At 61.3% G+C, this 24,672-nt stretch carries 23 protein-coding genes; 16 read left to right on the top strand and 7 right to left on the bottom strand.

Features of this window, described 5'->3' with window-relative positions; genetic code table 11:
• Positions 1–126: 126 nt before the first annotated feature.
• Positions 127–1,209, bottom strand: coding sequence for an LLM class flavin-dependent oxidoreductase (locus B3N48_RS13480; protein ID WP_296184468.1), 1,083 nt, complete (start codon positions 1,207–1,209; stop codon positions 127–129).
• 276 nt (positions 1,210–1,485) lie between these two features.
• Between B3N48_RS13480 and B3N48_RS13475 the strand changes: the two genes are divergently transcribed.
• The gene (locus tag B3N48_RS13475) at positions 1,486–2,502 is read left to right on the top strand and encodes an ABC transporter substrate-binding protein (RefSeq protein WP_296184465.1); all 1,017 of its coding nucleotides are present in this window, start codon (positions 1,486–1,488) and stop codon (positions 2,500–2,502) included.
• Between the two features lie 114 nt (positions 2,503–2,616).
• Here B3N48_RS13475 and B3N48_RS13470 read toward each other — a convergent pair whose 3' ends face one another.
• The 3 genes from B3N48_RS13470 to B3N48_RS13460 all read right to left on the bottom strand — a co-directional run bounded on the left by B3N48_RS13470 (position 2,617) and on the right by B3N48_RS13460 (position 6,013).
• Positions 2,617–3,027 carry a PA2817 family protein gene (locus tag B3N48_RS13470; protein ID WP_296184462.1) on the bottom strand — a complete coding sequence of 137 codons (411 nt, stop codon included), beginning with the start codon at positions 3,025–3,027 and terminating at the stop codon, positions 2,617–2,619.
• 110 nt (positions 3,028–3,137) lie between these two features.
• On the bottom strand, positions 3,138–3,341 hold the full coding sequence (locus B3N48_RS13465) for a hypothetical protein (RefSeq protein ID WP_296184460.1): 204 nt from the start codon (positions 3,339–3,341) through the stop codon (positions 3,138–3,140).
• Positions 3,342–3,568: 227 nt separating this feature from the next.
• A complete protein-coding gene (locus tag B3N48_RS13460; RefSeq protein WP_296184458.1) occupies positions 3,569–6,013 on the bottom strand; it encodes an acyl-CoA dehydrogenase in 2,445 nt (814 codons plus the stop codon).
• A 300-nt stretch (positions 6,014–6,313) separates the two neighbouring features.
• Between B3N48_RS13460 and B3N48_RS13455 the strand changes: the two genes are divergently transcribed.
• The 3 genes from B3N48_RS13455 to B3N48_RS13445 all read left to right on the top strand — a co-directional run bounded on the left by B3N48_RS13455 (position 6,314) and on the right by B3N48_RS13445 (position 8,844).
• On the top strand, positions 6,314–6,937 hold the full coding sequence (locus B3N48_RS13455) for a glutathione S-transferase family protein (RefSeq protein WP_296184457.1): 624 nt from the start codon (positions 6,314–6,316) through the stop codon (positions 6,935–6,937).
• A gap of 198 nt (positions 6,938–7,135) precedes the next feature.
• Positions 7,136–8,068, top strand: coding sequence for an ABC transporter ATP-binding protein (locus tag B3N48_RS13450; RefSeq protein WP_296184456.1), 933 nt, complete (start codon positions 7,136–7,138; stop codon positions 8,066–8,068).
• A complete protein-coding gene (locus B3N48_RS13445) occupies positions 8,065–8,844 on the top strand; it encodes an ABC transporter permease (protein ID WP_296184454.1) in 780 nt (259 codons plus the stop codon). The genes B3N48_RS13450 and B3N48_RS13445 overlap by 4 nt, the downstream gene beginning before the upstream one ends.
• 77 nt (positions 8,845–8,921) lie before the next feature.
• Here B3N48_RS13445 and B3N48_RS13440 read toward each other — a convergent pair whose 3' ends face one another.
• On the bottom strand, positions 8,922–9,437 hold the full coding sequence (locus B3N48_RS13440) for a DUF2062 domain-containing protein (RefSeq protein ID WP_296184451.1): 516 nt from the start codon (positions 9,435–9,437) through the stop codon (positions 8,922–8,924).
• Between the two features lie 155 nt (positions 9,438–9,592).
• Between B3N48_RS13440 and B3N48_RS13435 the strand changes: the two genes are divergently transcribed.
• The 8 genes from B3N48_RS13435 to B3N48_RS13400 all read left to right on the top strand — a co-directional run bounded on the left by B3N48_RS13435 (position 9,593) and on the right by B3N48_RS13400 (position 16,689).
• Positions 9,593–11,809: a DNA internalization-related competence protein ComEC/Rec2 gene (locus tag B3N48_RS13435; protein ID WP_296184448.1), complete on the top strand. Its 2,217-nt coding sequence runs from the start codon at positions 9,593–9,595 to the stop codon at positions 11,807–11,809.
• Positions 11,810–11,902: 93 nt separating this feature from the next.
• Positions 11,903–12,577 (top strand): MotA/TolQ/ExbB proton channel family protein, encoded by a 675-nt coding sequence (locus tag B3N48_RS13430; protein ID WP_296184446.1) that lies wholly within the window; start codon positions 11,903–11,905, stop codon positions 12,575–12,577.
• On the top strand, positions 12,574–13,005 hold the full coding sequence (locus B3N48_RS13425; RefSeq protein WP_296184444.1) for an ExbD/TolR family protein: 432 nt from the start codon (positions 12,574–12,576) through the stop codon (positions 13,003–13,005). The genes B3N48_RS13430 and B3N48_RS13425 overlap by 4 nt, the downstream gene beginning before the upstream one ends.
• Entirely contained in the window at positions 13,005–14,000 is a 996-nt protein-coding gene (gene lpxK, locus B3N48_RS13420; RefSeq protein WP_296184442.1) for a tetraacyldisaccharide 4'-kinase, read from the top strand. Before B3N48_RS13425 ends, lpxK begins: the two co-directional genes overlap by 1 nt.
• 17 nt (positions 14,001–14,017) lie before the next feature.
• Positions 14,018–14,203 carry a Trm112 family protein gene (locus tag B3N48_RS13415; protein ID WP_003174668.1) on the top strand — a complete coding sequence of 62 codons (186 nt, stop codon included), beginning with the start codon at positions 14,018–14,020 and terminating at the stop codon, positions 14,201–14,203.
• Entirely contained in the window at positions 14,200–14,964 is a 765-nt protein-coding gene (gene kdsB / locus B3N48_RS13410; RefSeq protein ID WP_296184434.1) for a 3-deoxy-manno-octulosonate cytidylyltransferase, read from the top strand. Before B3N48_RS13415 ends, kdsB begins: the two co-directional genes overlap by 4 nt.
• Positions 14,965–14,995: 31 nt before the next feature.
• The gene (gene murB, locus B3N48_RS13405) at positions 14,996–16,015 is read left to right on the top strand and encodes a UDP-N-acetylmuramate dehydrogenase (protein WP_296184432.1); all 1,020 of its coding nucleotides are present in this window, start codon (positions 14,996–14,998) and stop codon (positions 16,013–16,015) included.
• An 83-nt stretch (positions 16,016–16,098) separates the two neighbouring features.
• Positions 16,099–16,689 (top strand): nucleotidyltransferase family protein, encoded by a 591-nt coding sequence (locus tag B3N48_RS13400; RefSeq protein WP_296184431.1) that lies wholly within the window; start codon positions 16,099–16,101, stop codon positions 16,687–16,689.
• Between the two features lie 126 nt (positions 16,690–16,815).
• Here the strand turns inward: B3N48_RS13400 and rne are convergent, their stop codons facing one another.
• Positions 16,816–20,046 carry a ribonuclease E gene (gene rne / locus B3N48_RS13395; RefSeq protein ID WP_296184429.1) on the bottom strand — a complete coding sequence of 1,077 codons (3,231 nt, stop codon included), beginning with the start codon at positions 20,044–20,046 and terminating at the stop codon, positions 16,816–16,818.
• A 716-nt stretch (positions 20,047–20,762) separates the two neighbouring features.
• Here rne and rluC point away from each other — a divergent pair.
• The 3 genes from rluC to sppA are packed head-to-tail and all read left to right on the top strand — an operon-like array spanning position 20,763 to position 23,388.
• Positions 20,763–21,722: a 23S rRNA pseudouridine(955/2504/2580) synthase RluC gene (gene rluC / locus B3N48_RS13390; protein WP_296184427.1), complete on the top strand. Its 960-nt coding sequence runs from the start codon at positions 20,763–20,765 to the stop codon at positions 21,720–21,722.
• Positions 21,712–22,389, top strand: a complete 678-nt coding sequence (locus B3N48_RS13385) for an HAD-IA family hydrolase (protein WP_296184426.1) — start codon at positions 21,712–21,714, stop codon at positions 22,387–22,389. Before rluC ends, B3N48_RS13385 begins: the two co-directional genes overlap by 11 nt.
• Positions 22,390–22,395: 6 nt before the next feature.
• A complete protein-coding gene (sppA, locus tag B3N48_RS13380; protein WP_296184424.1) occupies positions 22,396–23,388 on the top strand; it encodes a signal peptide peptidase SppA in 993 nt (330 codons plus the stop codon).
• 61 nt (positions 23,389–23,449) lie between these two features.
• On the opposite strand, the gene B3N48_RS13375 is transcribed toward sppA, so the two are convergent.
• Positions 23,450–24,028 carry a Maf family protein gene (locus B3N48_RS13375; RefSeq protein ID WP_296184422.1) on the bottom strand — a complete coding sequence of 193 codons (579 nt, stop codon included), beginning with the start codon at positions 24,026–24,028 and terminating at the stop codon, positions 23,450–23,452.
• A 106-nt stretch (positions 24,029–24,134) separates the two neighbouring features.
• Here B3N48_RS13375 and B3N48_RS13370 point away from each other — a divergent pair, with 106 nt between their 5' ends.
• Positions 24,135–24,662, top strand: a complete 528-nt coding sequence (locus tag B3N48_RS13370) for a YceD family protein (protein ID WP_296184419.1) — start codon at positions 24,135–24,137, stop codon at positions 24,660–24,662.
• The last annotated feature ends 10 nt before the right edge of the window (positions 24,663–24,672 follow it).

Below are 24,672 nucleotides of genomic sequence, written 5' to 3'. Positions count from 1 at the left end.
CTTGAAGACACAAGCTTGCTCACGAAGAGGCCCTGACCGCTGATGCAGCTTCAGCGCCCGTCATCAGTCTTCGCGAACACGCTCACTCCCACAGGCTTTCCGTTCGACCGGCCTGGTAAAGGTTGCTTAAGCCACCTTCCTGTCCCGCTCCCGCTTGGCCACCCGCTCCCGGGTCAGCGGGATGAGTTTTTTGCCGTAGTCGATCGCGTCTTCCAACGGGTCGAATCCGCGGATCAGGAAGGTTGTGATGCCCAAATCGTAGTAATCGAGCAACGCGTCGGCCACTTGTTCGGCGGTGCCCACCAGTGCCGTCGAATTGCCTTTTGCGCCGAGCAAGCCGGCGATCCCGGTCCAGAGGCGTTTGTCGAGACGCGTGCCCTGTGCCGCCGCTGCCAGCAAACGCTTCGAGCCTTCGTTGGCCGGCTCACGGCGTTGAATCCCTGCGGACTCGGCCTGAGCTTTGGCCCGTTCCAGAATGCTGTCCGCCCGGGCCCAGGCTTTTTCTTCGGTCTCGGCCAGAATCGGTCGCAGCGACAGGCTGAAACGGATCGAGCGTCCGTGCTTCGCCGCCTCGGCTCGCACCTGTTTGACGATATCCCTGACCTGCTCATAGGTTTCGCCCCACAGCGCGTACACATCGGCGTGCTTGCCCGCCACCTCGATAGCCGCTTGCGACGCCCCGCCAAAATACACCGGGATGTGTGGCTGTTGTGGCGACTTGACCAGCGAATGCGCCCCTTCGAACTGGTAATACGTGCCGTGATGGTCGAAAGGCTTTTCCGCGGTCCATTCCTGACGCACCACGCTCAGGTATTCGTCGGTACGCGCGTAGCGGTCGTCCTTGCCGATGTAGCTGCCATCGGCGCGCAGTTCCTTGTCGTCCCCGCCGGTGATGATGTGTACCGCCGTGCGACCGCCGTTGAACACGTCTAGGGTCGCGAACTGCCGCGCGGCCACTGTCGGGGCGATAAACCCTGGCCGATGAGCGATGAGAAATTTCAGTTTCGTGGTCACGCTGGCAGCGTAGGCCGCCACGAACGCGCTGTCCGGGCTGTTGGAATGGTAGGCCACCAGCGCACGATCGAACCCTGCTTGTTCGTGGGCCCGCGCGACTTTTTCGACGTACTCCGGCTGAATGGTCTGACCGCTGCGCGGGTGGATTTCCGAAAACGGCTGGGTGGCGATGTAACCGATGAATTCGATGCTCATGGGCGGTTCCTTATTTTCAAGTGAAACGGGCGCGTCTCTACTTCGCGCGAGACCAGTGCGCAACATAAGGGCGCACGCTGGGCCTGTGAAATTCGATTTGGCGCTAAGCTAATTATGAAAATAATGCATCTAATTTTTTATAAAGATCAAAAAACCTGAGCATTAGCTTATTTCCAATCGGCCTTTCCCGGCGTTTTTTTATGCGTTTACGATAGTTCCCCTACGCATGGTGCTCACGCCTGCGCTTTTTGAAACCGCCTGCAAGGATGTTGATCGATGGGGTTTTGTCGCTGGAATCTGGCCCGCCGAGGGCTCGCGATGCTGTTGTCATGTGCCGTGCTGGCAGGCTGTGGCGACGCAGGAAACACACCGACTGCGGTATCTGACGCGGTGGATTGGTCAAAAGTGAAGTTGATCCTTGGCGATCAGGCCAAGGGCTTGCGCACAGTGGTCGAAGCGTCGAAGGCGTTCGAGGGCATTCCCTATCAGGTGGAATGGGCCAACTTCCAAGGGGCGGCTCCGCTGTTCGAAGCGCTGCGGGCGGGGGCTGTGGACCTTGCTCCGGCAGGCGACACCCCGGTGCTGGCTGCTGCCACCGGAGGCACGCCACTGCGCATCGTCGCCGTGCGCCGGGGGCAGTCCCGCAGCATCGGAATTCTGGTGCCGCCGGATTCGGACATCAAAACGGTGGCCGATCTGAAGGGCCGCAGCGTGTCGATATCTTCGGCACGTGGCAGCATTTCCCAGTACCTGCTGATCCGTGCGCTGGAAAACGCCGGGGTCAACGAGTCGGACGTCAACATCGGGTTCGTGATGCCCACCGACGCCTTGTCGGCCTTTCATGCAGGCAAGATCGACGCTTGGGCGACGTTCGGGATCTATCAAGCCTTCGCCGAGGAAAACGGCGCGAGATTGCTGTTGAGCGGGGAGGGAATCAACACCGGCCTGACGTTTATTACCGCGTCGGATAAGGCATTGGCGGACAACGTGAAGCGCCAGGCGCTGAATGATGTGCTGCAGCGCCTGGCCAAGGCGTTCGAGTGGGCGAAAGCGAATCCGGCGCAATACGCGCAGGTGTTTTCAACGGTCAATAACGTGCCGTTGCCGGTGTCGCAGCGTTTGCAGAGTTGGGGCGTCGAGTCGTTGCTGCCGGTGGAGGCGTCGGACATTTCCGCGCTGCAAGGCGTCGATGACCTGTTTGTCGCGAAGAAAATCTTCCCCCAGGCCGTGCAGGTGTCGGGGCTGGTGGATCGGGAGGTGTTTCCGAATGCCCATGGGGCGCTGTTGAAGTGATGCGGGACCTGTAGAAGCGCGCTGGCCCGCGATGGCGATGTGTCAGGTATGTGAGGGCTTTGACACACCGCCATCGCGGGCACGCACGCTCCCGCAAGAAAGGATGAGAATCGCTTAGTGCCGCGACCCGTCCTGCCCCATCGCCAGCAGTTGCTTCTCCTGATCCCAGTCGAACGGCTCTTCGTTCTCTTCGGCCTCGAAGCGCCGTTCTTCCAGCGCGGTGTACAGGTCGATTTCGTCGTCTGGCATGAAGTGCAGACAGTCTCCCCCGAAGTACCAGAGCAGGTCGCGAGGCACCAGGTGCGCGATTTGCGGGTAGCGCTGAATCACCTGGCACAGCAGATCCTGACCCAAGTACTGACTTTCAATCGGTTCAACCGGCAGCAAGGCCAGCAATTCGTCATAACGCTCGATGAACAGCGCATGACTTTCTTCGGGCACCTGTTCGGCTTCACCGAGCGCGACCAGAATGCCGCGCAGGTGCGTCAGCAGGTTAAGAGTGCGGTCGAGATTGGCGTCGGCCATGATGAAGTCCTCAGAGACAAAAACAGGCGCGGGAGTATAGATCCCCGGACCTGCCACCGATACCCCGAAGGACTGGCGGTCAATGGCCGATGTGTGAACGTGGGATCAATTCAATGCCAGAGGCCGGCGAGATACCGATGCCCGGCCTCGGTCAGTGCGAGGTGAGCGTAGGTGCGATCCGGATTGGGTTGGCGTGTGACGAATCCGATGAGCAGAAGCGTTTGCAGGGTGAGGTTGGGTTTGCCGCTGTGAAGGTCATCCCCGGAAGCGATGTCAGCGAGCAGGCAGCGATGGGTCAGGCGATGGTCAATCATGATGCGTCCCCTTGGTGTTTTCTTGTTGTTACCGGGGAGTGTAGGCCAATCTGCGGAGATATGCAGGCTAGAGGGGCGGATTCGATGATTCGCACGAGGGCTTGCCTGCGAACGGCCACTGTAGGAGAGCGCTTGCTCGCGATGGCGGTGGGTCAGGTCCACGGATGGAACATGACAAACGGCATCGCGAGCAAGCTCACTCCTACAGGGGAGGAACGCATCCAGGGTTAACGGATTTTTCCTTCGGAGGCCGTCAGTTGCTCTTTATCAAAGTCATCCACGTCGATCACCTTGCGCCGAGCCGCTTCGGCCGTGCGCAGTGTCTCGGCTTCTACCGCTTGCAACACCCCGGCGTTCAGCGCGGCATCAATCGCATGCTCGCCTCCCGCCGGTTTGACCTGACCGGTTTTCAGCCCCTGGTGCAATTTGCCGTGCAGCGACTTCGCCTTGCTGAGCAAGTCTGCGGCGTGTTGCAGTGCGCCCACCGGGTCGCTTTCCGACGTCGGGCGGTAGCAACCGGCGAGGACCGATTCCAGCGCCGGGTCGCCTTTGGCGCGACCGATAATCGCGGCGACTTCCGCATCCAGCCTGTCCGATGGGCCTTTGTGACGACGTCCGAGCGGGAACACGATCCCCCGCAACAGGCCGCCCAACACGCGATTCGGGAAGTTGCTCAACAGCTCGTCCAAAGCCCGTTCCGATTCACCCAGCGCTTCTTCCATCGACCAGCGAAACAGCGGCACCAGCGCTTCGGGGTAGTCGAGATCGTGGTAGCGCTTCAGCGCCGCCGACGCGAGGTACAGGTGGCTCAACACGTCGCCCAGCCGCGCTGACAGGCGCTCGCGGCGTTTCAGCTCGCCGCCCAGCAGCATCATGCTCAGATCGGCGAGCATCGCGAAGGCTGCGGCCTGGCGATTAAGGGCGCGGAAATAGCCCTGACTCAGACGATCCCCCGGCATGGCTTCGAAATGGCCGAAGCCCAGGTTGAGCACCAGCGTGCTCGCCGCATTGCGCGCTGCGAAACCGATGTGTTGCAGCAACAGGTTGTCGAATTCCACCACCGCGCGGTCATGATCCTCACGCCCGACGAGGGCCATTTCCTTCAATACGAAGGGATGGCAGCGAATGGCGCCCTGACCGAAGATCATCAGGTTGCGCGACAAGATATTCGCGCCTTCTACAGTGATGAAGATCGGCGCGCCTTGCCACGACCGGCCCAGGTAGTTGTTCGGGCCCATGATGATGCCCTTGCCGCCGTGCACGTCCATGGCGTGGGTGATGCACTCGCGACCGCGTTCGGTCAGGTGATACTTGAGGATCGCCGACAGCACCGATGGCTTCTCGCCCAGGTCCACTGCGTTAGCCGTCAACATGCGCGCGCTGTCCATCAGCCAGGCGTTGCCGCCAATCCGCGCGAGGGATTCCTGAATGCCCTCGAACGCCGCAAGGGGCACATTGAACTGCTCGCGGATCTGTGTGTACTGGCCGGTCACCAAGCTGGTGTACTTCGCCGCACCGGTGCCCACGGCCGGCAGGGAGATCGAGCGACCTACCGACAGACAATTCATCAGCATCATCCAGCCCTTGCCGAGCATGGCCTGACCGCCGATCAGGTACTCGAGCGGGATGAACACGTCTTTGCCTGAGTTCGGGCCGTTCATGAATGCCGCGCCCAGCGGCAAATGACGGCGCCCGATGTCGACGCCCGGTGTGTTGGTCGGGATCAACGCCAGGCTGATGCCCAGGTCTTCCTGATCGCCGAGCAGGTGCTCAGGGTCGAATGCCTTGAACGCCAGGCCCAGCAGGGTCGCGACCGGGCCGAGTGTGATATAGCGTTTTTCCCAGTTCAGGCGCAGGCCGACGACTTCCTCGCCCTGCCACTGGCCTTTGCAGATGATCCCGGTGTCGGGCATCGCGCCCGCGTCGGAACCGGCGAGTGGACCGGTCAACGCGAAGCACGGGATGTCATCGCCACGGGCCAGGCGTGGCAGATAGTGATTGCGTTGTTCGTCGGTGCCGTAATGCAGCAGCAATTCAGCCGGGCCGAGGGAGTTGGGGACCATCACGGTGGACGCCAGGTCGCCGCTGCGGGTGGCCAGTTTCATCGCCACTTGCGAGTGGGCATACGCTGAAAAGCCTTTGCCGCCGTATTCCTTGGGGATGATCAGGGCGAAGAAGCCGTGTTCCTTTATGTGAGCCCAGGCTTCAGGCGGCAGGTCCATGGCCTGGCCGATCCCCCAATCGCTGACCATGGCACACAGCTCATTGGTAGGGCCGTCAAGGAAGGCCTGTTCTTCTTCGGTCAGCTGGCTTTTAGGGTAGGCCAGCAGGGTGTCCCAATTCGGGCGACCGCTGAACAGCTCGCCATCCCACCACACCGTGCCCGCATCAATGGCATCGCGCTCGGTTGCGGACATCGGCGGCAGCACTTTCTTGAACCAGGCGAACATCGGCGCGCTGAAGTGTTTGCGGCGCAGGTCCGGCAACGCCAGGGGCAGCGCCACAGCGAGCCACAGCAGCCACGGAATGATCATCCAGCCGTGGGCATGACTGAACGCACCCATCACCAACAGGTAGATCGCCACGATACCCAGGGCAGGGAAGGGGGCAACACGCCGATGGGCCAGCCAGGCCACGCCGATCACCAGCACCACGATCCACAACAACAGCATAAGAATCCCTCCGAGATGACGACGCCATCGGGCGCCATCGACACTGCGGGCAGCCGCTCTGGCCCGCGCTTCGATAGTGACCCCGTGCCGTCAGGGGAGTTCGAGCGATGGCCGATGCGCGTGAGGGTGTGGCTCGAACAGCGTCTGTACAAGCGGAGTTGCAGGCATGAGTGCGCGTCAATCTCACTCCCACGGCACGCTTGGCGAAACGCTCGATCGCGTATAGGGGGTGGGGTAGACTGGCGGCCCGCAGGCATATGCCACTCACCCATTGGCGCCGCACTCAGGAGAACAACAATTATGCTGAAAATCTGGGGTCGCCAGAATTCGTCCAACGTTCGCAAGGCCTTGTGGGTAGCGGAAGAACTGGGGTTGGCATACGAGGCGATCAATGCGGGCGGCGCGTTCGGCCTCAACGATCAGCCGGAGTATCTGGTCAAGAACCCCAATGGCGTCGTGCCGATGATTGAAGACGGCGACTTCGTGCTGTGGGAGTCCAACGCCATCGTCCGTTACCTGGCCGCGCAATATGCGCCTGGATCGGCGCTGTACCCCAACGATCCGAAAGCTCGCGCCCAGGCTGACAAATGGATGGACTGGACCACCTCGACGCTCGCTGGCCCGTTTCGCCCGGTATTCTGGGGCGTGTTGCGCACCCCGACCGAGCAGCAGGACTGGACCCGGATCAACCTTGCGGTGGCCACCGTCGAGGGGTTGCTGCGCGTCGCAGATGCCGCGCTGGTTTCCCAGCCTTACCTCTCGGGCGACGCATTTGGCATGGGCGATATCCCGCTGGGCTGCTTTATTTATGCCTGGTTCGAAATGCCGATTGAACGCGCGGAGCTGCCCCACCTCAAAGCCTGGTACGAGCGTTTGCAGCAGCGTCCGGCCTATCGCAAAGCCGTGATGACAGCGCTGACGTGAGCGTCACCGCGTTAGATTAATAACGACTATCAATAGATCTGGCTGTACTTGCGCGGCACAGGCAAGCACCATTGGCGCTCGTGCCACTGCGCAACAGATTGTTTCGGCAACTCCGCGAAGGCGCCCCGGAACGATTCAGCGGCCAGGTTTTGTCATCGTTCATTTCCTTTCTTTCCTTTTATTGGTGTGTTTTCAGTCATGAGTTCAGCTCTGTCCATCCGGCAGCTAACCAAGACCTACGGCAACGGTTTCCAGGCCCTGAAGGGTATTGATCTGGACGTCGCCGAAGGCGATTTCTTCGCATTGCTCGGCCCCAATGGGGCGGGCAAATCCACCACCATCGGGATCATCTCGACGCTGGTCAACAAAACCACGGGCACCGTGAACATCTTCGGCCACGACCTTGATCGTAACCCGGCGCAGCTCAAGCGCTCGATCGGTGTGGTGCCTCAGGAGTTCAACTTCAACCAGTTCGAGAAGACCTTCGACATCGTCGTCACCCAAGCCGGCTATTACGGGATTCCGCCGAAGATCGCCAAAGAGCGCGCCGAGCAGTACCTGACTCAACTAGGGTTGTGGGACAAACGCAGCGTGCCTTCGCGCTCGCTGTCCGGCGGTATGAAGCGGCGTCTGATGATCGCCCGCGCGCTGATTCACGAACCGCGCCTGCTGATCCTCGACGAACCGACCGCAGGCGTGGACATCGAACTGCGCCGCTCGATGTGGACCTTTCTCACCGAGCTGAACGAGAAGGGCATCACCATCATCCTCACCACGCATTACCTGGAAGAGGCTGAGCAGCTGTGCCGCAACATCGGCATCATCGACCACGGCACGATCATCGAAAACACCGGCATGAAGACGCTGCTCAACAAGCTGCACGTCGAAACCTTCCTGCTGGACCTCAAAGATCCGATGCCCGTCGCCCCGCAATTGACCGGCTACCCGTCGCGACTGGTGGATGAGCGAACCCTGGAGGTGCAGGTGGACAAAACCATCGGCATCACGGCGCTGTTCAGTCAGTTGGCGTTGCAAAACGTTCAGGTGTTGAGCCTGCGCAATAAAACCAATCGCCTGGAGGAGCTGTTCGTGGGCCTGGTCGAGAAAAACCTGTCGAAGGTGGCGGTATGAGTTCAGAGCTGCGCCCCAACCTGATCGCCATGAACACCATCGTCTACCGCGAGGTTCGTCGCTTCATGCGGATCTGGCCGCAAACCCTGCTGCCCCCGGCGATCACGATGGTTCTGTACTTCGTCATCTTCGGTAACCTGATCGGTCGGCAGATCGGCGACATGGGTGGCTTTACCTACATGCAGTACATCGTGCCGGGCCTGATCATGATGTCGGTGATCACCAACTCCTATGGCAACGTGGTCTCAAGCTTTTTCGGCGCCAAGTTCCAGCGTTCGGTGGAAGAGTTGATGGTCTCGCCGGTCTCGCCGCACACCATCCTGATCGGCTTCACCCTGGGCGGCATGCTGCGCGGGCTGATGGTGGGCATCATCGTCACGATCCTGTCGATGTTCTTCACTGATCTTCAGGTCCACCACTTGGGCGTGACGATCGTGGTGGTGGTGCTGACGGCGACGATCTTTTCGCTGCTGGGCTTCATCAACGCCGTGTTTGCGCGCAACTTCGATGACATCTCGATCATCCCGACCTTCGTGCTGACGCCGCTCACTTACCTTGGCGGGGTGTTCTATTCGATCAACCTGCTGCCACCGTTCTGGCAGACCGTATCGCTGGCCAACCCGGTGCTGCACATGGTCAACGCCTTCCGCTTTGGCATTCTGGGTGTGTCGGACATCAAGATCAGCGTCGCCCTGGCGTTCATGGTCATTGCCACCATCGTTCTCTACCTCGGCTGCGCACGGCTGCTGGTGAGTGGGCGCGGGATGCGGCAGTAATCCCACGCCCTCCCTGCATGTCGCACATCTTGTAGGAGCCAGCAAGCCGGCTCCTACAAGGGTGCGCAATGAGGACGTTAGCCGCGCTTGGCCTTTCGCCGCTTCCACTGCCGCCCCACCCACCACCGCCAATACCCCATCGTCGCGAAATACCCCACCACCCCCAGCACGACCCCCGCCACAACTGACCCCAGCAAAAACGGCTGCCACAGCGTCGACAGCTGCCCGCTGATCCAGTCCCAGCTCATCTCGTCTGGAAAGTGACGGGGTGGAAGGCCCATGAGCAGCGCGCCGATTTTATAGGTGACATAGAACACCGGCGGCATGGTCAGCGGGTTAGTCAGCCAGCACAGGCTCACCGCGATCGGCATGTTCGCGCGCGTCCATATCGCCAGAAACGCGGCCAGCAGCATCTGCAAGGGCATGGGCATCAGCGCTGCGAACAGACCGATGCCCATCGCCCTCGCCACCGAGTGCCGATTGAGGTGCCAGAGGTTGGGATCGTGGAGGAGGGTGCCGAGAAAGCGTAAGGATTTGTGTTCCCGGATGCTGTTCGGATCGGGCATGTACCGCTTGATCAGGTGGCGTGGCATACAGGAAATCCGGGGGCTGAGGCGGAAAATTCGGGCCAGTATGCATGGATAGTGATCTACGGAAATTCAGACATTGTGACAATTAATAAAAGCGTGCCTCGGCCAGTGCGCTAAGTCATGAAGGTGAATTTCATCGGTTGCCGAAGGAAAGCCTTATGCGCACAGGGATGGTGGCGCTTGCACTGGGCCTGTTGGTTCTGCGTTTTTTACCGGCATTACCGCCGGTCTGGTTGCTGCTGGCGATGCCGGTGGTGGCGCTGATGCTGCTGCCGTTTCGCACCTACCCACTGGCCTTTTTCCTCTTCGCGCTGACCTGGGCCTGTGTCTCGGCTCAATCCGCATTGGACGACCGCCTGCCAGAACGGCTCGATGGTCAGACGTTGTGGCTCGAAGGCCATGTCGTCGGTCTGCCTCACCGTGTCGACGGCGTGGTGCGCTTTCAGCTTGAAGACGCAGTTTCGCGGCGCACGCCCTTACCCGAACGCCTGCGCATCGCCTGGTATGGCGGCCCGGAAGTGCGCAGCGGCGAGCGTTGGCGTTTAGCTGTCAAGCTCAAGCGTCCGGGTGGCTTGGTCAACCCGGGCGCCTTCGACTACGAAGCCTGGCTGCTCGCCCAGCGCATCGGGGCGACGGGGACAGTGGTTGACGGTGAACGCATCAAGGCATCTGCAGAGCCCTGGCGAGACAATATCCGCCAGCGCCTGTTGGCGGTCGATGCCCAGGGACATGAGGGCGGTCTGGCGGCGTTGGTCCTTGGCGACGACTCGGGCCTGAGCGCAGCGCAGTGGCGGGTGCTGCAGGACACCGGCACCGTGCACCTGCTGGTGATCTCGGGGACTCACATCGGCTTGCTGGCAGGGCTGCTTTACGGGCTGGTGGCCGGATTGGCGCGCTGGGGGCTGTGGCCGCGGTTCATTCCCTGGCTACCTTCGGCCTGCATGTTGGCCTTCGGCGGCGCGCTCAGCTACGGCTTTCTCGCAGGCTTCGAAGTCCCGGTGCAGCGCGCCTGCGTGATGCTCGGGCTGGTCATGCTCTGGCGCCTGCGCTTTCGCCATCTCGGTGTCATCTGGCCGATCTTGATCGCCTTGAATGGCGTGTTGATTGTCGAACCACTGATCAGCCTGAGGCCCGGTTTCTGGCTCTCATTCGCGGCGGTCGGCATTCTTTTGCTGATTTTCGGCGGACGCCTTGGCGCCTGGCATTGGCTGCAAAGCTGGTCCCGCGCGCAGTGGCTGATCGCCCTGGGCCTGCTCCCGGTGCTGCTGGCGTTGAACCTGCCGGTCAGCCTCAGCGGGCCGCTGGTGAATCTGCTGGCGGTGCCGTGGGTCAGTGTGGTCATCCTGCCGTTGGCGCTGTCGGGGACGTTCCTGCTGGTGATCCCTCCCCTCGGAGAAGGCCTGCTCTGGCTGGCGGGCGGCGCAATGGAGGGGCTTTTCCGCGTGCTTGGCCTGATGGCTGAGTTGATGCCTGCCTGGACCGGACCTGCCGTGCCGCTGTGGGTCTGGCCCCTGAGCCTGGTTGGTGCGTTGCTGCTGTTGCTGCCCAGTGGCGTACCGCTGCGCCCATTGGGTTGGCCGATGCTGCTGCTCTGCGTGTTCGCGCCGCAAAACAGTATCCCGCCGGGCGAAGTCGAAGTGACGCAACTGGACGTTGGCCAAGGGCTGTCGATGCTGTTGCGCACCCGGCATCACACGCTGCTGTATGACGCGGGGCCGCGCTTTGGCGAGTTCGACATCGGTCAACGGGTGGTCCTGCCAGCCATTCGCCGCACCGGGGTGGCTGGACTGGACCTGATGCTGCTGAGCCATGCCGACGCCGATCACGCGGGCGGGGCGCTCGCCATTCATCAAGCGTTGCCCGTGTCGAGAGTCCTGGGTGGCGATATAGAACGCATGCCTGTCGGATTGCCCGTCGAGCGCTGTCGGAATGGCGACACATGGACGTGGGACGACGTGACGTTTTCCACCTGGATCTGGGATCAGGCCGCGGAGGGCAATCAAGGCTCCTGCGTCCTGCGCGTCGACGCCAAAGGCGAGCGGCTGCTGTTGACCGGTGACATCGACGCGCAGGCCGAGCGGGCAATGCTGGAGGAGGGGTTTGACGTCCGCGCCGACTGGCTGCAAGCGCCCCACCACGGCAGTCGCACCTCCTCGTCGAAACGCTTTCTGCAGGCGGTTTCGCCTCGGGGCGTGTTGATCTCTCGAGGTCGCAACAACGCCTTCGGCCACCCGCATCCGTTAATCATGTCGCGTTACCGCTGGCTGAACATCGCCACCCACGACAGCGCCGAGCAAGGCGCTATCACGCTGCAATTGGGTACCTTTGGCGAGGTGGGCAACGAGCGCGCCGTCAGACGTTTCTGGCGAGAGTGATCAGCCGGTTATTCATCGGACGGGATGAGTCGGCGATGCGATGGGCCGACCGTATGGTAGAGTAGCGCCACTTTTTTTCAGGGGGTGGTCGCTGTGTGGGAGCTGGTTAAATCGGGTGGCTGGATGATGCTACCGATCATTTTGAGTTCCATTGCCGCCGTCGGAATCATCATCGAACGCCTCTGGACCTTGCGCGCCAGCCGCATCACCCCACCGCACCTGCTGGGTCAGGTGTGGCGCTGGATTCAAGACAAGCAGCTGAGCAGCGAAAAACTCAAGGAGCTGCGCGCCGATTCGCCGTTGGGGGAAATCCTCGCGGCAGGCCTGGCCAACTCCCGTCATGGTCGCGAGATCATGAAAGAGTGCATCGAAGAAGCCGCTGCCCGCGTCATCCACGAACTCGAACGCTACCTCGCCACGCTTGGCACTATCGCGGCCATGGCGCCGCTGCTCGGCCTGCTGGGCACGGTGCTGGGCATGATCGATATTTTCAGCTCGTTCACCAGCACCGGCATGACCGGCAACGCGGGCATGCTGGCGGGCGGCATCGCCAAGGCGCTCATCTGCACCGCGTCGGGCCTGACCGTGGCGATCCCCGCGATTTTCTTCCATCGCTACCTGCAAAGCCGCGTCGATGAGCTGGTGGTCGGCATGGAACAGGAAGCCATCAAGCTGGTGGAAGTGGTGCAGGGCGACCGCGACGTCGACCTGACCGACGCGAAACCGGACCTTAAAGCCGCAGCGCGGGGCGAGGGACGCAAGAAGTGAAATTCCGTCGCCGCAAACCTCGGGAGACCATCGACATCAACCTGGTGTCGCTGATCGATGTGGTGTTCATTCTGTTGCTGTTCTTCGTGGTTACCACGACCTTCACCCGCGAGACCCAGCTGCGCGTGGACTTGCCCCAGGCCGTCACCGGCGCGTCGGCGGACGACGTGGATAAGAAGCACGTCGATATCGCCATCAACGCCGAGGGCGTGTATTCGGTGAACAACACCCTGCTCGCCGACAGCAAGCTGGAGACCCTGATCGACGCGTTGAACAAGGAAGCCGGTGGCGACACCAGCTTGCCATTGTCGATCAGCGCTGACGGCAAAACGCCGCACCAGGCGGTGATCACCGCCATGGACGCCGCAGGCAAGCTGGGTTTCGCCCATCTGCGCATGACCACCGTTGAGGCCGCCTCGGCTAACTGATGGCACTGACCAACCGTTTGCTCGACGCCTGGTATAACGGCCATCCCGCCCTGACGCTGCTGCGACCGCTGGAGGCCCTGTACCGGCGCGTGGTCAACGCCAAGCGTGCGCGATTCGTGGCAGGCGAGGGCGAAATCTACACGGCGCCGGTGCCGGTTATCGTGGTCGGCAACATCACCGTCGGCGGCACCGGCAAGACGCCGCTGATCCTTTGGATGATCGAGCACTGTCGTCAACGCGGCTTGCGCGTGGGCGTGGTCAGTCGCGGCTACGGCGCCAAGCCACCGAGCTTTCCGTGGCGGGTCCGGGCAGAACAAGCTGCTGCGCAGGCCGGTGACGAGCCGTTGCTGATCGTCAAACGCACCGGCGTGCCGCTGATGATCGACCCGAATCGCGCCCAAGCCGTGCGCGCACTGTTGGCCGAGGAGCCCCTCGATCTGATTCTGTCCGACGATGGCCTGCAGCATTACCGACTCGCCCGCAGCCTCGAACTGGTGTTGATCGACGCTGCACGGGGGCTGGGCAATCGCCGCTGTCTACCCGCCGGGCCGTTGCGCGAACCGGTCGAGCGTCTGGGCAGCGTCGATGCGCTGTTGTACAACGGCGCTCGGGAGGACCGCAGCGATGGCTACGCCTTCACCCTGCAACCCACCGCCCTGATCAACCTTCAAACAGGCCAGCACCGGCCGGTCGATCACTTTGCGCCGGGTCAGGCGGTACACGCAGTGGCTGGCATCGGCAACCCGCAACGTTTCTTCGATACCCTCAAAGGACTACACTGGCGGCCTGTTCCCCATGCATTCGCCGATCATGCCGAATTCAGTGCTGAGGCCTTGGCGTTCACGCCGGCCCTGCCGTTGGTCATGACCGAGAAAGACGCTGTGAAGTGCGCAACCTTCGCAGCGCCCGACTGGTGGTACCTGACCGTGGAAGCCGTACCTTCCCCGGCCTTCGTCAGTTGGTTCGATTCGCAGTTAACCCGACTTTTGCCATGACTCGCTCAGGATCTCTTATGGACACCAAATTGCTCGACATCCTCGCCTGCCCGATCTGCAAGGGTCCGCTCAAGCTCAGCGCCGACAAAACCGAGCTGATCAGCAAGGGCGCCGGCCTGGCTTACCCGATCCGCGACGGCATTCCAGTGATGCTGGAAAGCGAAGCGCGCACGCTCACCACTGACGAGCGTCTGGACAAATGACTGCAGCGTTCACGGTTGTCATCCCTGCGCGTTACGGCTCTAGCCGTTTTCCCGGCAAACCGCTGAAAACCATCGCCGGCAAGCCCATGATCCAGCACGTCTGGGAACAGGCGCACAAAAGCAGTGCCCAGCGGGTCGTTGTGGCCACTGACGATCAGCGTATCGTCGACGCGTGCCAGGCGTTCGGCGCTGAAGTGCTGATGACTCGCGACGATCACAACTCGGGCACCGATCGACTCGCCGAAGTCGCCTCGCAGTTGGGTCTGGCCAACGATGCCATCGTGGTCAATGTGCAGGGCGACGAGCCGATGATCCCGCCCGCGGTGATCGATCAGGTCGCCGACAATCTGGCTTCGCACCCCGAAGCGCGGATGTCGACCCTCGCCGAACCCATCGACGACGTGACCGCTCTGTTCAATACCAACGTGGTCAAGGTCAGTTCGGACATCAACGGCCTGGCCCTGACGTTCAGCCGGGCGCCGCTCCCTTGGGCTCGCGACGCGCTGGCCAAGACCCGCGACGCATTGCCCGAAGGCGTGCCATTTCGTCGTCATATCGGCATCTACGCCTACCGCGCAGGTTTCCTCCACGACTTCGTCAGCTGGGGCCCGTGCTGGCTGGAAAACACAGAAAATCTCGAACAACTGCGGGCCCTGTGGCACGGCGTCCGGATCCACGTCGCCGATGCGCTGGAAGCACCGCCTGCCGGGGTCGACACCGCTGAAGACCTGGAGCGCGTACGGCGCTTGCTGGAGGGCTGATGGGCCGTTGTCATCTGGGGCAGGTGCGTTCATGGCCCTGCTGATTCAATCCGATGTGTCGCTCAAAACGTTCAACACCTTTGGTGTCGACGTCCGCGCCCGCTTGTTCGCCGAGGCTCATTCTGACGCGGACGTTCGTGAAGCGCTGGCGTACGCCAAGGCGCATCAGGTCGAGTTGCTGGTCATCGGTGGCGGCAGCAATCTGTTGCTCACCCGCGACGTTGACGCATTGGTTCTGCGCATGGCGACGCGCGGCATTCGCATCATCCGTGAAAACTGCGACGGGGCGACGGTCGAGGCGGAAGCGGGGGAGCCCTGGCATCCCTTCGTCCAAGAGACGCTGGCCCAAGGCTTGGCGGGGCTGGAAAACCTCAGCCTGATCCCCGGCACCGTGGGTGCTGCGCCCATGCAGAACATCGGCGCCTATGGCGTGGAGCTGAAAGACGTGTTCGATAGCCTCGTGGCGATGGATCGCGAAACCGGGGAAACTCGCGAGTTTGCGCTGGCCGATTGTGCATTTGGCTATCGCGACAGTGTGTTCAAGCACCAAGTGGGCCGCTGGCTGATCCTGCGCGTGCGCTTTCGTTTGAGTTTTGCTGCGCGGCTGCATCTGGACTACGGCCCGGTGCGTCAGCGCTTGCAAGAGCAGGGCATCGCCAACCCGACGCCGATTCACGTCAGCCGGGCCATCAGCGCGATTCGCAGCGAGAAATTGCCGGACCCGGCGATCCTTGGCAATGCGGGCAGCTTTTTCAAGAACCCGCTGGTGTCCGCCGAACGCGCGGCACTGATTCGCGAAACCTACCCGGGGCTGGTGGCGTATCCACAAGCCGACGGTCAGGTGAAGCTGGCGGCGGGCTGGCTGATCGAACAGGCTGGCTGGAAGGGTTTTCGTGAAGGGGATGCTGGCGTGCATGCGCTGCAATCGCTGGTACTGGTCAACCACGGAGCGGCGTCCGGGCACGATCTGCTGGGGCTTGCGCATCGGATTCAGGCCGATATCCTGCAGCGTTTCGGCGTGGCGCTGGAAATGGAACCCAACCTCTACTAAACCTGCGCCTGTAATAGAGGGCTGACTATTCTGGCGCGGCCCTTGCACCTGCGGTCAAGTAAACATCCGATCAGAGGCTGAGCATGAGCGAGACCCTGTGCGCCATCGTCCTTGCGGCGGGTCAAGGTACCCGCTATCGGGAGGTAGCGGGTGCGCACCGTAACAAGCTGCTGGCGCAATGCATGGGCCGTGACGGGATCGAGCGCTGCGTGATCGAACAGGTTCTGGTGAATCTGAGCGTTCAGGTCGACAAAGTCGTTCTGCTCACCCGTCCTCAGTACTCATGCGTCGCCGAGCTTGGCCTGCGTCATGGCTGCGAAGTCGTGGTGCTCGAGTCTCCAGGCATGGGCGACAGCATCGCCGCCGCGGTGTCGGCAGAGCCCGACCATCGCGGCTGGCTTATCGTGCTGGGCGACATGCCATTCATTCATCCGGATACCCTCAAACGCGTGGCTGACTCGGTGCGGCCCGACATGATCAGCGTGCCTGTGTACCAGGGGCAATATGGTCACCCCGTGGCGTTCGGCCGTGGGTTTGCGTCATCGCTAATGGGATTGGCGGGGGAAAAGGGCGCCAAGCGGCTGTTCAATGGCGCGCAGGTGAACGAGGTCCGGGTCGATGATCCTGGCGTGTTGTGGGATGTCGACGTTCCCTCGGCGCTGGTTTTCGAGTAGGCACCTTCAGCGCGTTGCAATTGATTCGACACTGAACGTTGTGGGAAGCGCTCCTCCGCACATATCTCGCGGGTATAAAAAAGCCCCACCTGCTTGCACAGGTGGGGCTTTTTCATTTCTTGAAGATTACGAAAGCGGCTTAGGCTCGTTGCTTTCTTCAGTTTCTGCGTGCTCGGTCACGGCGCTTTGTTCAGAGGCAACATGGACAGCGGCTGGGGTTGGCTCTGCGGCCTGGGGAGCTGCCGCCGCGTTAGCCTCGGCTTCCTTTTGCAGACGCTCGGCTTCCAGACGACGGCGGCGGACTTCGCGAGGATCGTTCGGCGCGCGACCGCTGCTGGCCTGCGGCAATGCTGGCTTCTCGACTGCTACCGGCGCTGGAGCAGGCTCGGCAGCGACAGGGGCAGCAACGATTTCCGGCGCGGCGGTGACAGCCGGCGCTTCAACCACTGGTGCTGCCGCGACAGGTGCCGGGGCCACAGGCGTCTCAACCACTGGCGCTTCGACAGCAGGTGTCTCAACGACGGGCTCAGGCGCTTTCGGCGCTTCGACCGGTTGAACCTCAGCGACGGGCGCCGGCGCTTCAACGGCAGCTACCGGCGCTTCGACAGACACAGGGGGCTCAACCGCAGCCGGCGCTTCAACCTGTTCAGCGGCGGCTTTGACCTGGCGCTCGAACGGGCTGAGAGACGCGTCAAACTGCGCGACTTCCACTTCTGGCAAGATCGAACGTTTCGCGGTCGCAGCCTGGTTTTCGACCACAGGTGCCTCGACCGTTTCGGTTTTCTCGACAGGAGCGGCTTCGACAGCGGATGTCTCGACTGCAGCGGTGGCACGCTCTGCCTGACGATGGGCGTCGGCTTCGGCGTTTGCGCTGATCGCAGTTTCAGCAACGGCAGCAGTGACAGCCAGGCCTGCAGCGATTTCAGTGCGACTGCCTTCGTTACGCACGCCTTCATTCGAGGCTTCGCCGACGTTTTGCTCGTCTTCGTTGCCTTCCGAGCCTTCGATCACATTGCCGTTGGCATCACGTTGACGCTCACGACGGTTGCTGCGACGACGCTGGCCACGGGAGCGACGACGAGGACGGTCGCCTTCGGCGTGCTCCTGGTTGTCATCCTGTTGCTCTTCATTGTTCAGCAAGGTTTCGTCTTCGGCAGCCGCGGTCTGCTCTTCACGTGGCTTGCGTTCTTCACGCGGCGGACGTGGTTGACGCTCTTCACGTGGGGCGCGCTCAGGACGCTCTTCGCGAGGCACGCTGACGGCCGGAGCGGCATCCAGAGGCTCGCGCAGTTCACGCACACGCTCTTCACGCGGCTTGCGGTCTTCACGCGGCGCACGTGGTTGGCGCTCTTCGCGTGGAGCGCGCGGTGCGCGTTCTTCACGTGGAGCGCTGTCTTCACGGGCTTCGCGAGGGGCACGTTCTTCACGCGGTGCACGCTCTTCACGTGGAGCACGTTCTTCGCGAGGCGCGCGTTCTTCACGCTCGGTACGCGGGGCGCGTTCTTCACGAGGTTTGCGTTCTTCGTCGCGGCGACCATTACGGCTGCGGCTCTGCTGACGACCGTTGCGACGCTCCTCGTTGCGGGCAGGGCGCTCGGCAGCCGGTTTTTCAATCACTGCGGCCGGCGCTGCAGGCTCTTCCTTGGTGGCGAAGAGGCTGACCAGGGATTTCACCAGGCCTTTGAACAGGCTTGGCTCATGAGCGACAGGCGCGGGTGCAGCCGGTGCGGCGACTTCGGTCGGCAACGGGGCATTGGCGCGGGCGGGTGCCGTCTTGACCGCGGCTTCCTGGCGAACCAGGGTGCGGGTAGCGGCGGTCGGTTGGATTTCTTCCACTTCGGCAGCGGCCGCAGCGATTTCATAGCTGGACTGCAAACTGTGGGCTTCCGGGCTGTCATCGCGCAGACGTTGCACTTCGAAGTGCGGCGTTTCGAGATGGTCGTTCGGCAGGATGACGATACGGGCGCGGGTGCGCAGTTCGATCTTGGTGATCGAGTTGCGTTTTTCGTTGAGCAGAAACGCAGCGACCGGGATCGGTACCTGAGCGCGCACTTCAGCTGTGCGGTCTTTCAGGGCTTCTTCTTCAATCAGGCGCAGGATCGCCAGCGACAGGGACTCGACGTCGCGGATGATGCCGGTGCCGTTGCAGCGTGGGCAAACGATGCCGCTGCTTTCGCCCAAGGATGGACGCAGGCGCTGACGGGACATTTCCAGCAGACCGAAGCGCGAAATGCGGCCCACTTGAACGCGGGCGCGGTCGGCTTCCAGGCTCTCGCGGACTTTCTCTTCCACGGCGCGCTGGTTCTTGGCCGGGGTCATGTCGATGAAGTCGATGACGATCAGGCCGCCGATGTCGCGCAGACGCAGTTGACGGGCGATTTCCTCAGCCGCTTCAAGGTTGGTCTGCAGAGCCGTCTCTTCAATGTCGCTGCCTTTCGTGGCGCGCGCCGAGTTGATGTCGATGGACACCAGAGCTTCGGTCGGGTCGATGACGATGGAGCCACCGGAAGGCAGTTCGACGACGCGCTGGAAAGCGGTCTCGATCTGGCTTTCGATCTGGAAACGGTTGAACAGGGGGACGCTGTCTTCGTACAGCTTGATCTTGCTGGCGTACTGCGGCATCACCTGGCGAATGAAGGTCAGGGCTTCTTCCTGAGCTTCCACGCTGTCGATCAGCACTTCGCCGATGTCCTGACGCAGATAGTCGCGAATGGCGCGGATGATGACGTTGCTTTCCTGATAGATCAGGAACGGCGCGGCGCGATCCTGGGACGCTTCTTTGATAGCGGTCCACAGCTGCAGCAGGTAATCGAGGTCCCACTGCATTTCTTCGCTGCTGCGGCCGAGGCCGGCGGTGCGAACGATCAGGCCCATGTCCGCTGGAGCGATCAGGCCATTCAGCGCTTCACGCAGTTCATTGCGCTCTTCGCCTTCGATGCGGCGGGAGATGCCACCGGCACGCGGGTTGTTCGGCATCAGTACCAGGTAACGACCGGCCAGGCTGATGAAGGTGGTCAGGGCTGCGCCCTTGTTGCCACGCTCTTCTTTCTCGACCTGAACGATGACTTCCTGGCCTTCGCTCAGGACGTCCTTGATGTTGACGCGGCCTTCCGGGGACTTCTTGAAGTATTCGCGGGAGATTTCTTTCAGCGGCAGGAAGCCGTGACGATCGGAGCCAAAGTCGACGAAAGCGGCTTCAAGGCTCGGTTCGATACGCGTGATCCGGCCTTTATAGATGTTGGCCTTCTTCTGTTCGCGGGCCCCGGATTCGATGTCCAGGTCGTATAGGCGCTGGCCGTCTACCAGCGCAACACGCAACTCTTCGGGTTGAGTCGCGTTAATCAGCATTCTTTTCATGTAGTACCGTCGGTTTCCGGGCTGCCGGAAACGGCGTTCGGCACACACGACTTCTCACGGTCGGTGTCAGGGCGCGTCAGGAGTGCTTGGACACTCCAGTGTCTAGCGATGTCTGGCCAACGGGGCCATGGTCGCGACGACGTTTCCTGCTTGCTGTGGTGACAAATGACACCCTGTCAGCAAAAGCTTTGTCAGGAGGAGGAATCAACCATCGGTAGCGGACGATATGAAGCGTCTTGAATAAAGCCTTTTGCTACACAGTCCGACGGTTGTGCGTCTCCACCCCACACGTATCCCTGATAATTCGGGTGCTGCCGCGCGCTGAATCCGCAGCGGGTTTGCATTTACGCGAGCTTCGATAGGAAGTTCGCGCCTCATGGCTCAAATTAAGGCGTGGTTTCCGACACATTCGCCCGGAGCGATCGCCAGCGACTGCACTTTGTGAACTGGCCTTGAACGTGGGCCTCGATGGCGAGCGTTTCACTCTGCGATCGGGCTTGTTTCAGGCCTCATGTCACCTGCGCTCGTTGCGCTCGCTGATCTTCCGTTGTCACCGAAAGCCTCGTAGGACGGCCTTGCGCCCTTGTGAATTGCGTTGGTCAGGGCCGGCTGTCATGCCGTTGGTCCGCTGCCCAGGCCGCTTTTGGCGGCGTTCGGGACTATAGCAGCAATCATTAAGTGCTTCAAATCCATAAAAAATTGTTATGATTTGCGCCATGACGAATATCACTCCCCCAACCCCCGGCGTTCAGCTGGTTGAGGTTGCGCCGGAATACGCCGGTCAACGCATCGATAATTTTCTGATCACGTACCTCAAGGGCGTTCCCAAGACCTTGATTTACCGCATATTGCGTAAAGGCGAAGTGCGCGTGAACAAGGGACGGATCAAGCCCGAGTACAAGCTTCAGGCGGGCGACATTGTCCGCGTTCCCCCTGTGAGGGTGCCTGAGCGCGATGAACCCGCGCCCGTCGCGCAAGGCCTGTTGCAGCGTCTGGAGGCGGCCATCGTTTACGAAGACAAAGGCCTGATCGTCCTCAACAAACCTGCCGGCATTGCGGTTCATGGAGGCAGTGGTCTGAGTTTTGGCGTTATCGAAGCCTTCCGTCAGCTGCGTCCAGACGCCAAAGAGCTGGAGTTGGTGCATCGCCTGGACCGCGACACGTCAGGCCTGCTGATGATCGCGAAGAAGCGCAGCATGCTGCGCCATCTGCACGAGCAGCTGCGCGGCGACGGTGTGGATAAGCGCTACATGGCACTGGTCCGTGGCAATTGGCCGACCTCGCAGAAGCAGGTGCGCGCGCCGCTGCTCAAGAGCAACCTGCGCTCCGGTGAGCGCATGGTTGAAGTGAACGAAGAGGGCAAAGAAGCGCTGACGCTGTTCAAGGTGCTGCGCCGCTTTGGCGACTTTGCCACGATGGTCGAGGCGCGTCCGATCACCGGGCGTACCCACCAGATCAGAGTGCACACGTTGCACGCAGGGCACAGCATTGCTGGCGACAGCAAATACGGTGACGAGGACTTCACTCGCGAGATTCGCGAGCTCGGAGGAAAGCGCCTGTTCCTGCATGCATACGCCTTGATCGTGCCGCTGCCTGACGGGGGCAAGCTGGAGCTGGAAGCGCCCGTCGATGAGATGTGGGCCAAGACCGTGGAGCGATTGCTGAGTGCGCCGTGATTACGAACTGCTGATTTTCGATTGGGACGGCACGTTATCCGACTCGATTAGTCGTATCGTCGACGCCATGCGCCAGGCTGCCATTCTTGCGAGGCATCCGCTGCGGGATGATCAGGCGATCAAGGGCATCATCGGTCTGGGCCTTCCGGAAGCCATTCGGACGCTTTATCCGGACATCTCTGGCAATGACCTGATCGAATTTCGTCGGCATTACGCCGACTGCTACATGGCTCTGGATGTCGAGCCTTCGAAGTTGTTCGACGGCGTGCGCGAGTCCCTTGAGGCTTTCCGGGCAGAGGGGTATCGGATGGCGGTCGCGACTGGCAAGGCCCGCCGAGGGCTGGATCGCGTGCTCAAGGCGCATGGCTGGCTCGAGTACTTCGACGTCACCCGGGCGGCTGACGAGACCGCCAGCAAGCCTGACCCGCTCATGCTCAATGAAATCCTTCAGCACTGCGGTGTCGGGCCCGAAAAGGCATTGATGGTCGGCGACGCTTCGTTCGACCTGCAGATGGCGCGCAATGCCGGAATGGATTCGGTGGCGGTCGGGTACGGCGCTCAGGCGCTGGATGACTTGCTGCACTATGAGCCGCAATTGGCGATCAAGCATTTTTCCGAATTGCGGGCCTGGTTAGGCGTGCGAGCTGTTGAGTCTTCGTTGGGGTAATGATGTATGTCGGATGAATGGAAGTCTCCGTCCTCGCAAGAGCGCGACGACGCAGGTGATGCAAAAAGCTGGAAATTGCTGGAAAAGACGCTGCTGGCGAACGTTCAAGAGCATCGACGTACGCGTCGCTGGGGGATTTTCTTCAAATCCCTGACCTTTATTTACTTGTTCGCAGCTCTGGCGATGTTCTCGCCGCTGATGGACTTTGGCAAAAGCGCATCGCGCAAAACCAGCCATACGGCGTTGATCGAAGTGAAGGGCATGATCGCTGACACCGAGCCCGCAAGCGCTGACAACATCGTGGGCAGCCTGCGCGCGGCGTTCGACGATGAAAAGACCAAGGGTGTGATACTGCGCATCAACAGCCCGGGCGGCAGTCCGGTGCAGTCAGGTTACATCTATGATGAAATCCGCCGCCTGCGGGCCAAGAAGCCGGACATCAAGGTCTACGCGGTGATCACCGACCTCGGCGCTTCGGGTGCCTATTACATCGCCAGCGCGGCTGACCAGATCTATGCGGACAAGGCCAGTCTGGTTGGTTCGATCGGTGTGACGGCAGCCGGTTTTGGTTTTGTGGGCACTATGGAAAAGCTGGGTGTGGACCGGCGTACCTACACGTCGGGTGAGCACAAGGCATTTCTCGACCCGTTCCAGGCGCCTAAACCTGATGAGACGGCTTTCTGGCAGACCGTGCTGGACACCACGCACAAGCAATTCATTGCCAGCGTGAAGGCAGGGCGGGGTGATCGGCTGAAAGACAAGGAGCATCCCGAGCTGTTCTCCGGCCTGGTCTGGACCGGTGAGCAGGCAGTGGGTCTGGGATTGGTTGACGGCCTGGGCAGTGCCAGTTCCGTTGCGCGTGATGTGATTGGCGAGAAGGAGTTGGTGGACTACACGGTTCAGGAATCGCCGTTTGACCGCTTCTCGAAGAAGCTCGGTGCCAGCGTTGTCGAGCGCATTGCCCTGTGGGCAGGGTTCAATGGGCCTTCGCTGCGCTGATTGCTTTGTGTGCGAAAAGCCCGACCTCCGGTCGGGTTTTTTCTGTGCCTTATAAGAGCGGTCAGGGAATCTCCACGCCCTCGACCATCAGCATGTCCACCAGCCTTATTAAAGGAAGGCCTACCAGGCTAGTCGCATCCGGGCCTTCGGTGCTGCGAAACAGGCTCACCCCTAATCCTTCAGCCTTGAAGCTGCCCGCGCAGTCGTAGGGTTGTTCAGCCCTTAGATAGTGGGCGATACGCGCATGGTCCAGTTCGCGCATGTGCACGGTGAACGGTACGCAATCCACCTGGCAGTGGCCTGACTGACTGTTGTACAGGGCAATCCCGGTCAGAAAGCTCACGCTTTTGCCGCTGCTGTCGCTGAGTTGCTGCAAGGCGCGTTCGAACGTATGGGGTTTGCCGAGAATCTGCTCGCCCAGCACCGCGACCTGATCGGAGCCGATGATCAGGTGATCGGGATAGTGCGCTGCCAGTGCCGTGGCCTTCTCCTGAGCGAGCCGTTTTACCAGCGCCGTGGCCGACTCCTGTGGGCGGTGGCGTTCATCGATGTCTGGCGACGCGCAGACGAACGGCAAGCGCAGACGTTCGAGCAGTTCTCGACGATAGCGTGAGCTGGAGGCTAGGAGCAGAGGTAGCATGGGGTTCTCCGAAACGTGAAAGTCGAGTGTAATCAGCGGGTCAGGTTGCGAACAGTCCTGAATTTCCTTTGACAGCCGACGGGGGCATCCCTAGAATGCTGCGCCTATGTTGAATGACCCGATTCCACCTCACGTTGACCCACGCAAATTAGCTGATCGTGGCACTACCCTTCAGGGCGAAGTGCTGCTGGCTGATTTGGAGAGACTCTGCGACCCGCTTGCTGACAATCTCGGTACAGTGCAGGCGAAATTCGTTTTTGAAAAAGACGAGCGACGCGCCGTGGTTATCCACAGCGAAATCGACGTCGAAGTCAAAATGGTTTGCCAGCGTTGTCTTGAGCTGGTCACCCTGCCGATCCACAGCGAATGCAGTTATGCCGTGGTGAAAGAGGGTGCAAACACCCAGTCGTTGCCGAAAGGCTATGACGTGCTGGAACTCGGCGAAGATCCATTGGATCTGAAGGCCCTGATCGAGGAGGAGCTTTTGCTCGCCTTGCCCATTGTGCCTGTTCATGATCCTGAAGAATGCCAGCAGCCGGCGGGCGCCGATGAGCCCGAGCCGAGCGTGGACGAGGTAACGCGGTCCAACCCGTTCAGTGTATTGGCGCAGTTAAAGCGTGACCCAAACGTTTAGGAGTTAATCA

This window comes from Pseudomonas sp. UBA1879, assembly GCF_002338065.1.
In the GTDB taxonomy this organism is placed as follows: Bacteria; Pseudomonadota; Gammaproteobacteria; order Pseudomonadales; family Pseudomonadaceae; genus Aquipseudomonas.
Note: the sequence above shows the minus strand (reverse complement) of the source record. Positions and strands in the feature narration are given on the sequence as shown.

What these genes read in the sequence shown, in the direction of transcription:
- B3N48_RS13480 (WP_296184468.1), bottom strand. Translation starts at nt 1,209, where the DNA reads ATGAGCATCGAATTCATCGGTTACATCGCCACCCAGCCGTTTTCGGAA.
- B3N48_RS13475 (WP_296184465.1), top strand. Translation starts at nt 1,486, where the DNA reads ATGGGGTTTTGTCGCTGGAATCTGGCCCGCCGAGGGCTCGCGATGCTG.
- B3N48_RS13470 (WP_296184462.1), bottom strand. Translation starts at nt 3,027, where the DNA reads ATGGCCGACGCCAATCTCGACCGCACTCTTAACCTGCTGACGCACCTG.
- B3N48_RS13465 (WP_296184460.1), bottom strand. Translation starts at nt 3,341, where the DNA reads ATGATTGACCATCGCCTGACCCATCGCTGCCTGCTCGCTGACATCGCT.
- B3N48_RS13460 (WP_296184458.1), bottom strand. Translation starts at nt 6,013, where the DNA reads ATGCTGTTGTTGTGGATCGTGGTGCTGGTGATCGGCGTGGCCTGGCTG.
- B3N48_RS13455 (WP_296184457.1), top strand. Translation starts at nt 6,314, where the DNA reads ATGCTGAAAATCTGGGGTCGCCAGAATTCGTCCAACGTTCGCAAGGCC.
- B3N48_RS13450 (WP_296184456.1), top strand. Translation starts at nt 7,136, where the DNA reads ATGAGTTCAGCTCTGTCCATCCGGCAGCTAACCAAGACCTACGGCAAC.
- B3N48_RS13445 (WP_296184454.1), top strand. Translation starts at nt 8,065, where the DNA reads ATGAGTTCAGAGCTGCGCCCCAACCTGATCGCCATGAACACCATCGTC.
- B3N48_RS13440 (WP_296184451.1), bottom strand. Translation starts at nt 9,437, where the DNA reads ATGCCACGCCACCTGATCAAGCGGTACATGCCCGATCCGAACAGCATC.
- B3N48_RS13435 (WP_296184448.1), top strand. Translation starts at nt 9,593, where the DNA reads ATGCGCACAGGGATGGTGGCGCTTGCACTGGGCCTGTTGGTTCTGCGT.
- lpxK (WP_296184442.1), top strand. Translation starts at nt 13,005, where the DNA reads ATGGCACTGACCAACCGTTTGCTCGACGCCTGGTATAACGGCCATCCC.
- B3N48_RS13415 (WP_003174668.1), top strand. Translation starts at nt 14,018, where the DNA reads ATGGACACCAAATTGCTCGACATCCTCGCCTGCCCGATCTGCAAGGGT.
- kdsB (WP_296184434.1), top strand. Translation starts at nt 14,200, where the DNA reads ATGACTGCAGCGTTCACGGTTGTCATCCCTGCGCGTTACGGCTCTAGC.
- murB (WP_296184432.1), top strand. Translation starts at nt 14,996, where the DNA reads ATGGCCCTGCTGATTCAATCCGATGTGTCGCTCAAAACGTTCAACACC.
- B3N48_RS13400 (WP_296184431.1), top strand. Translation starts at nt 16,099, where the DNA reads ATGAGCGAGACCCTGTGCGCCATCGTCCTTGCGGCGGGTCAAGGTACC.
- rne (WP_296184429.1), bottom strand. Translation starts at nt 20,046, where the DNA reads ATGAAAAGAATGCTGATTAACGCGACTCAACCCGAAGAGTTGCGTGTT.
- rluC (WP_296184427.1), top strand. Translation starts at nt 20,763, where the DNA reads ATGACGAATATCACTCCCCCAACCCCCGGCGTTCAGCTGGTTGAGGTT.
- sppA (WP_296184424.1), top strand. Translation starts at nt 22,396, where the DNA reads ATGTCGGATGAATGGAAGTCTCCGTCCTCGCAAGAGCGCGACGACGCA.
- B3N48_RS13375 (WP_296184422.1), bottom strand. Translation starts at nt 24,028, where the DNA reads ATGCTACCTCTGCTCCTAGCCTCCAGCTCACGCTATCGTCGAGAACTG.
- B3N48_RS13370 (WP_296184419.1), top strand. Translation starts at nt 24,135, where the DNA reads ATGTTGAATGACCCGATTCCACCTCACGTTGACCCACGCAAATTAGCT.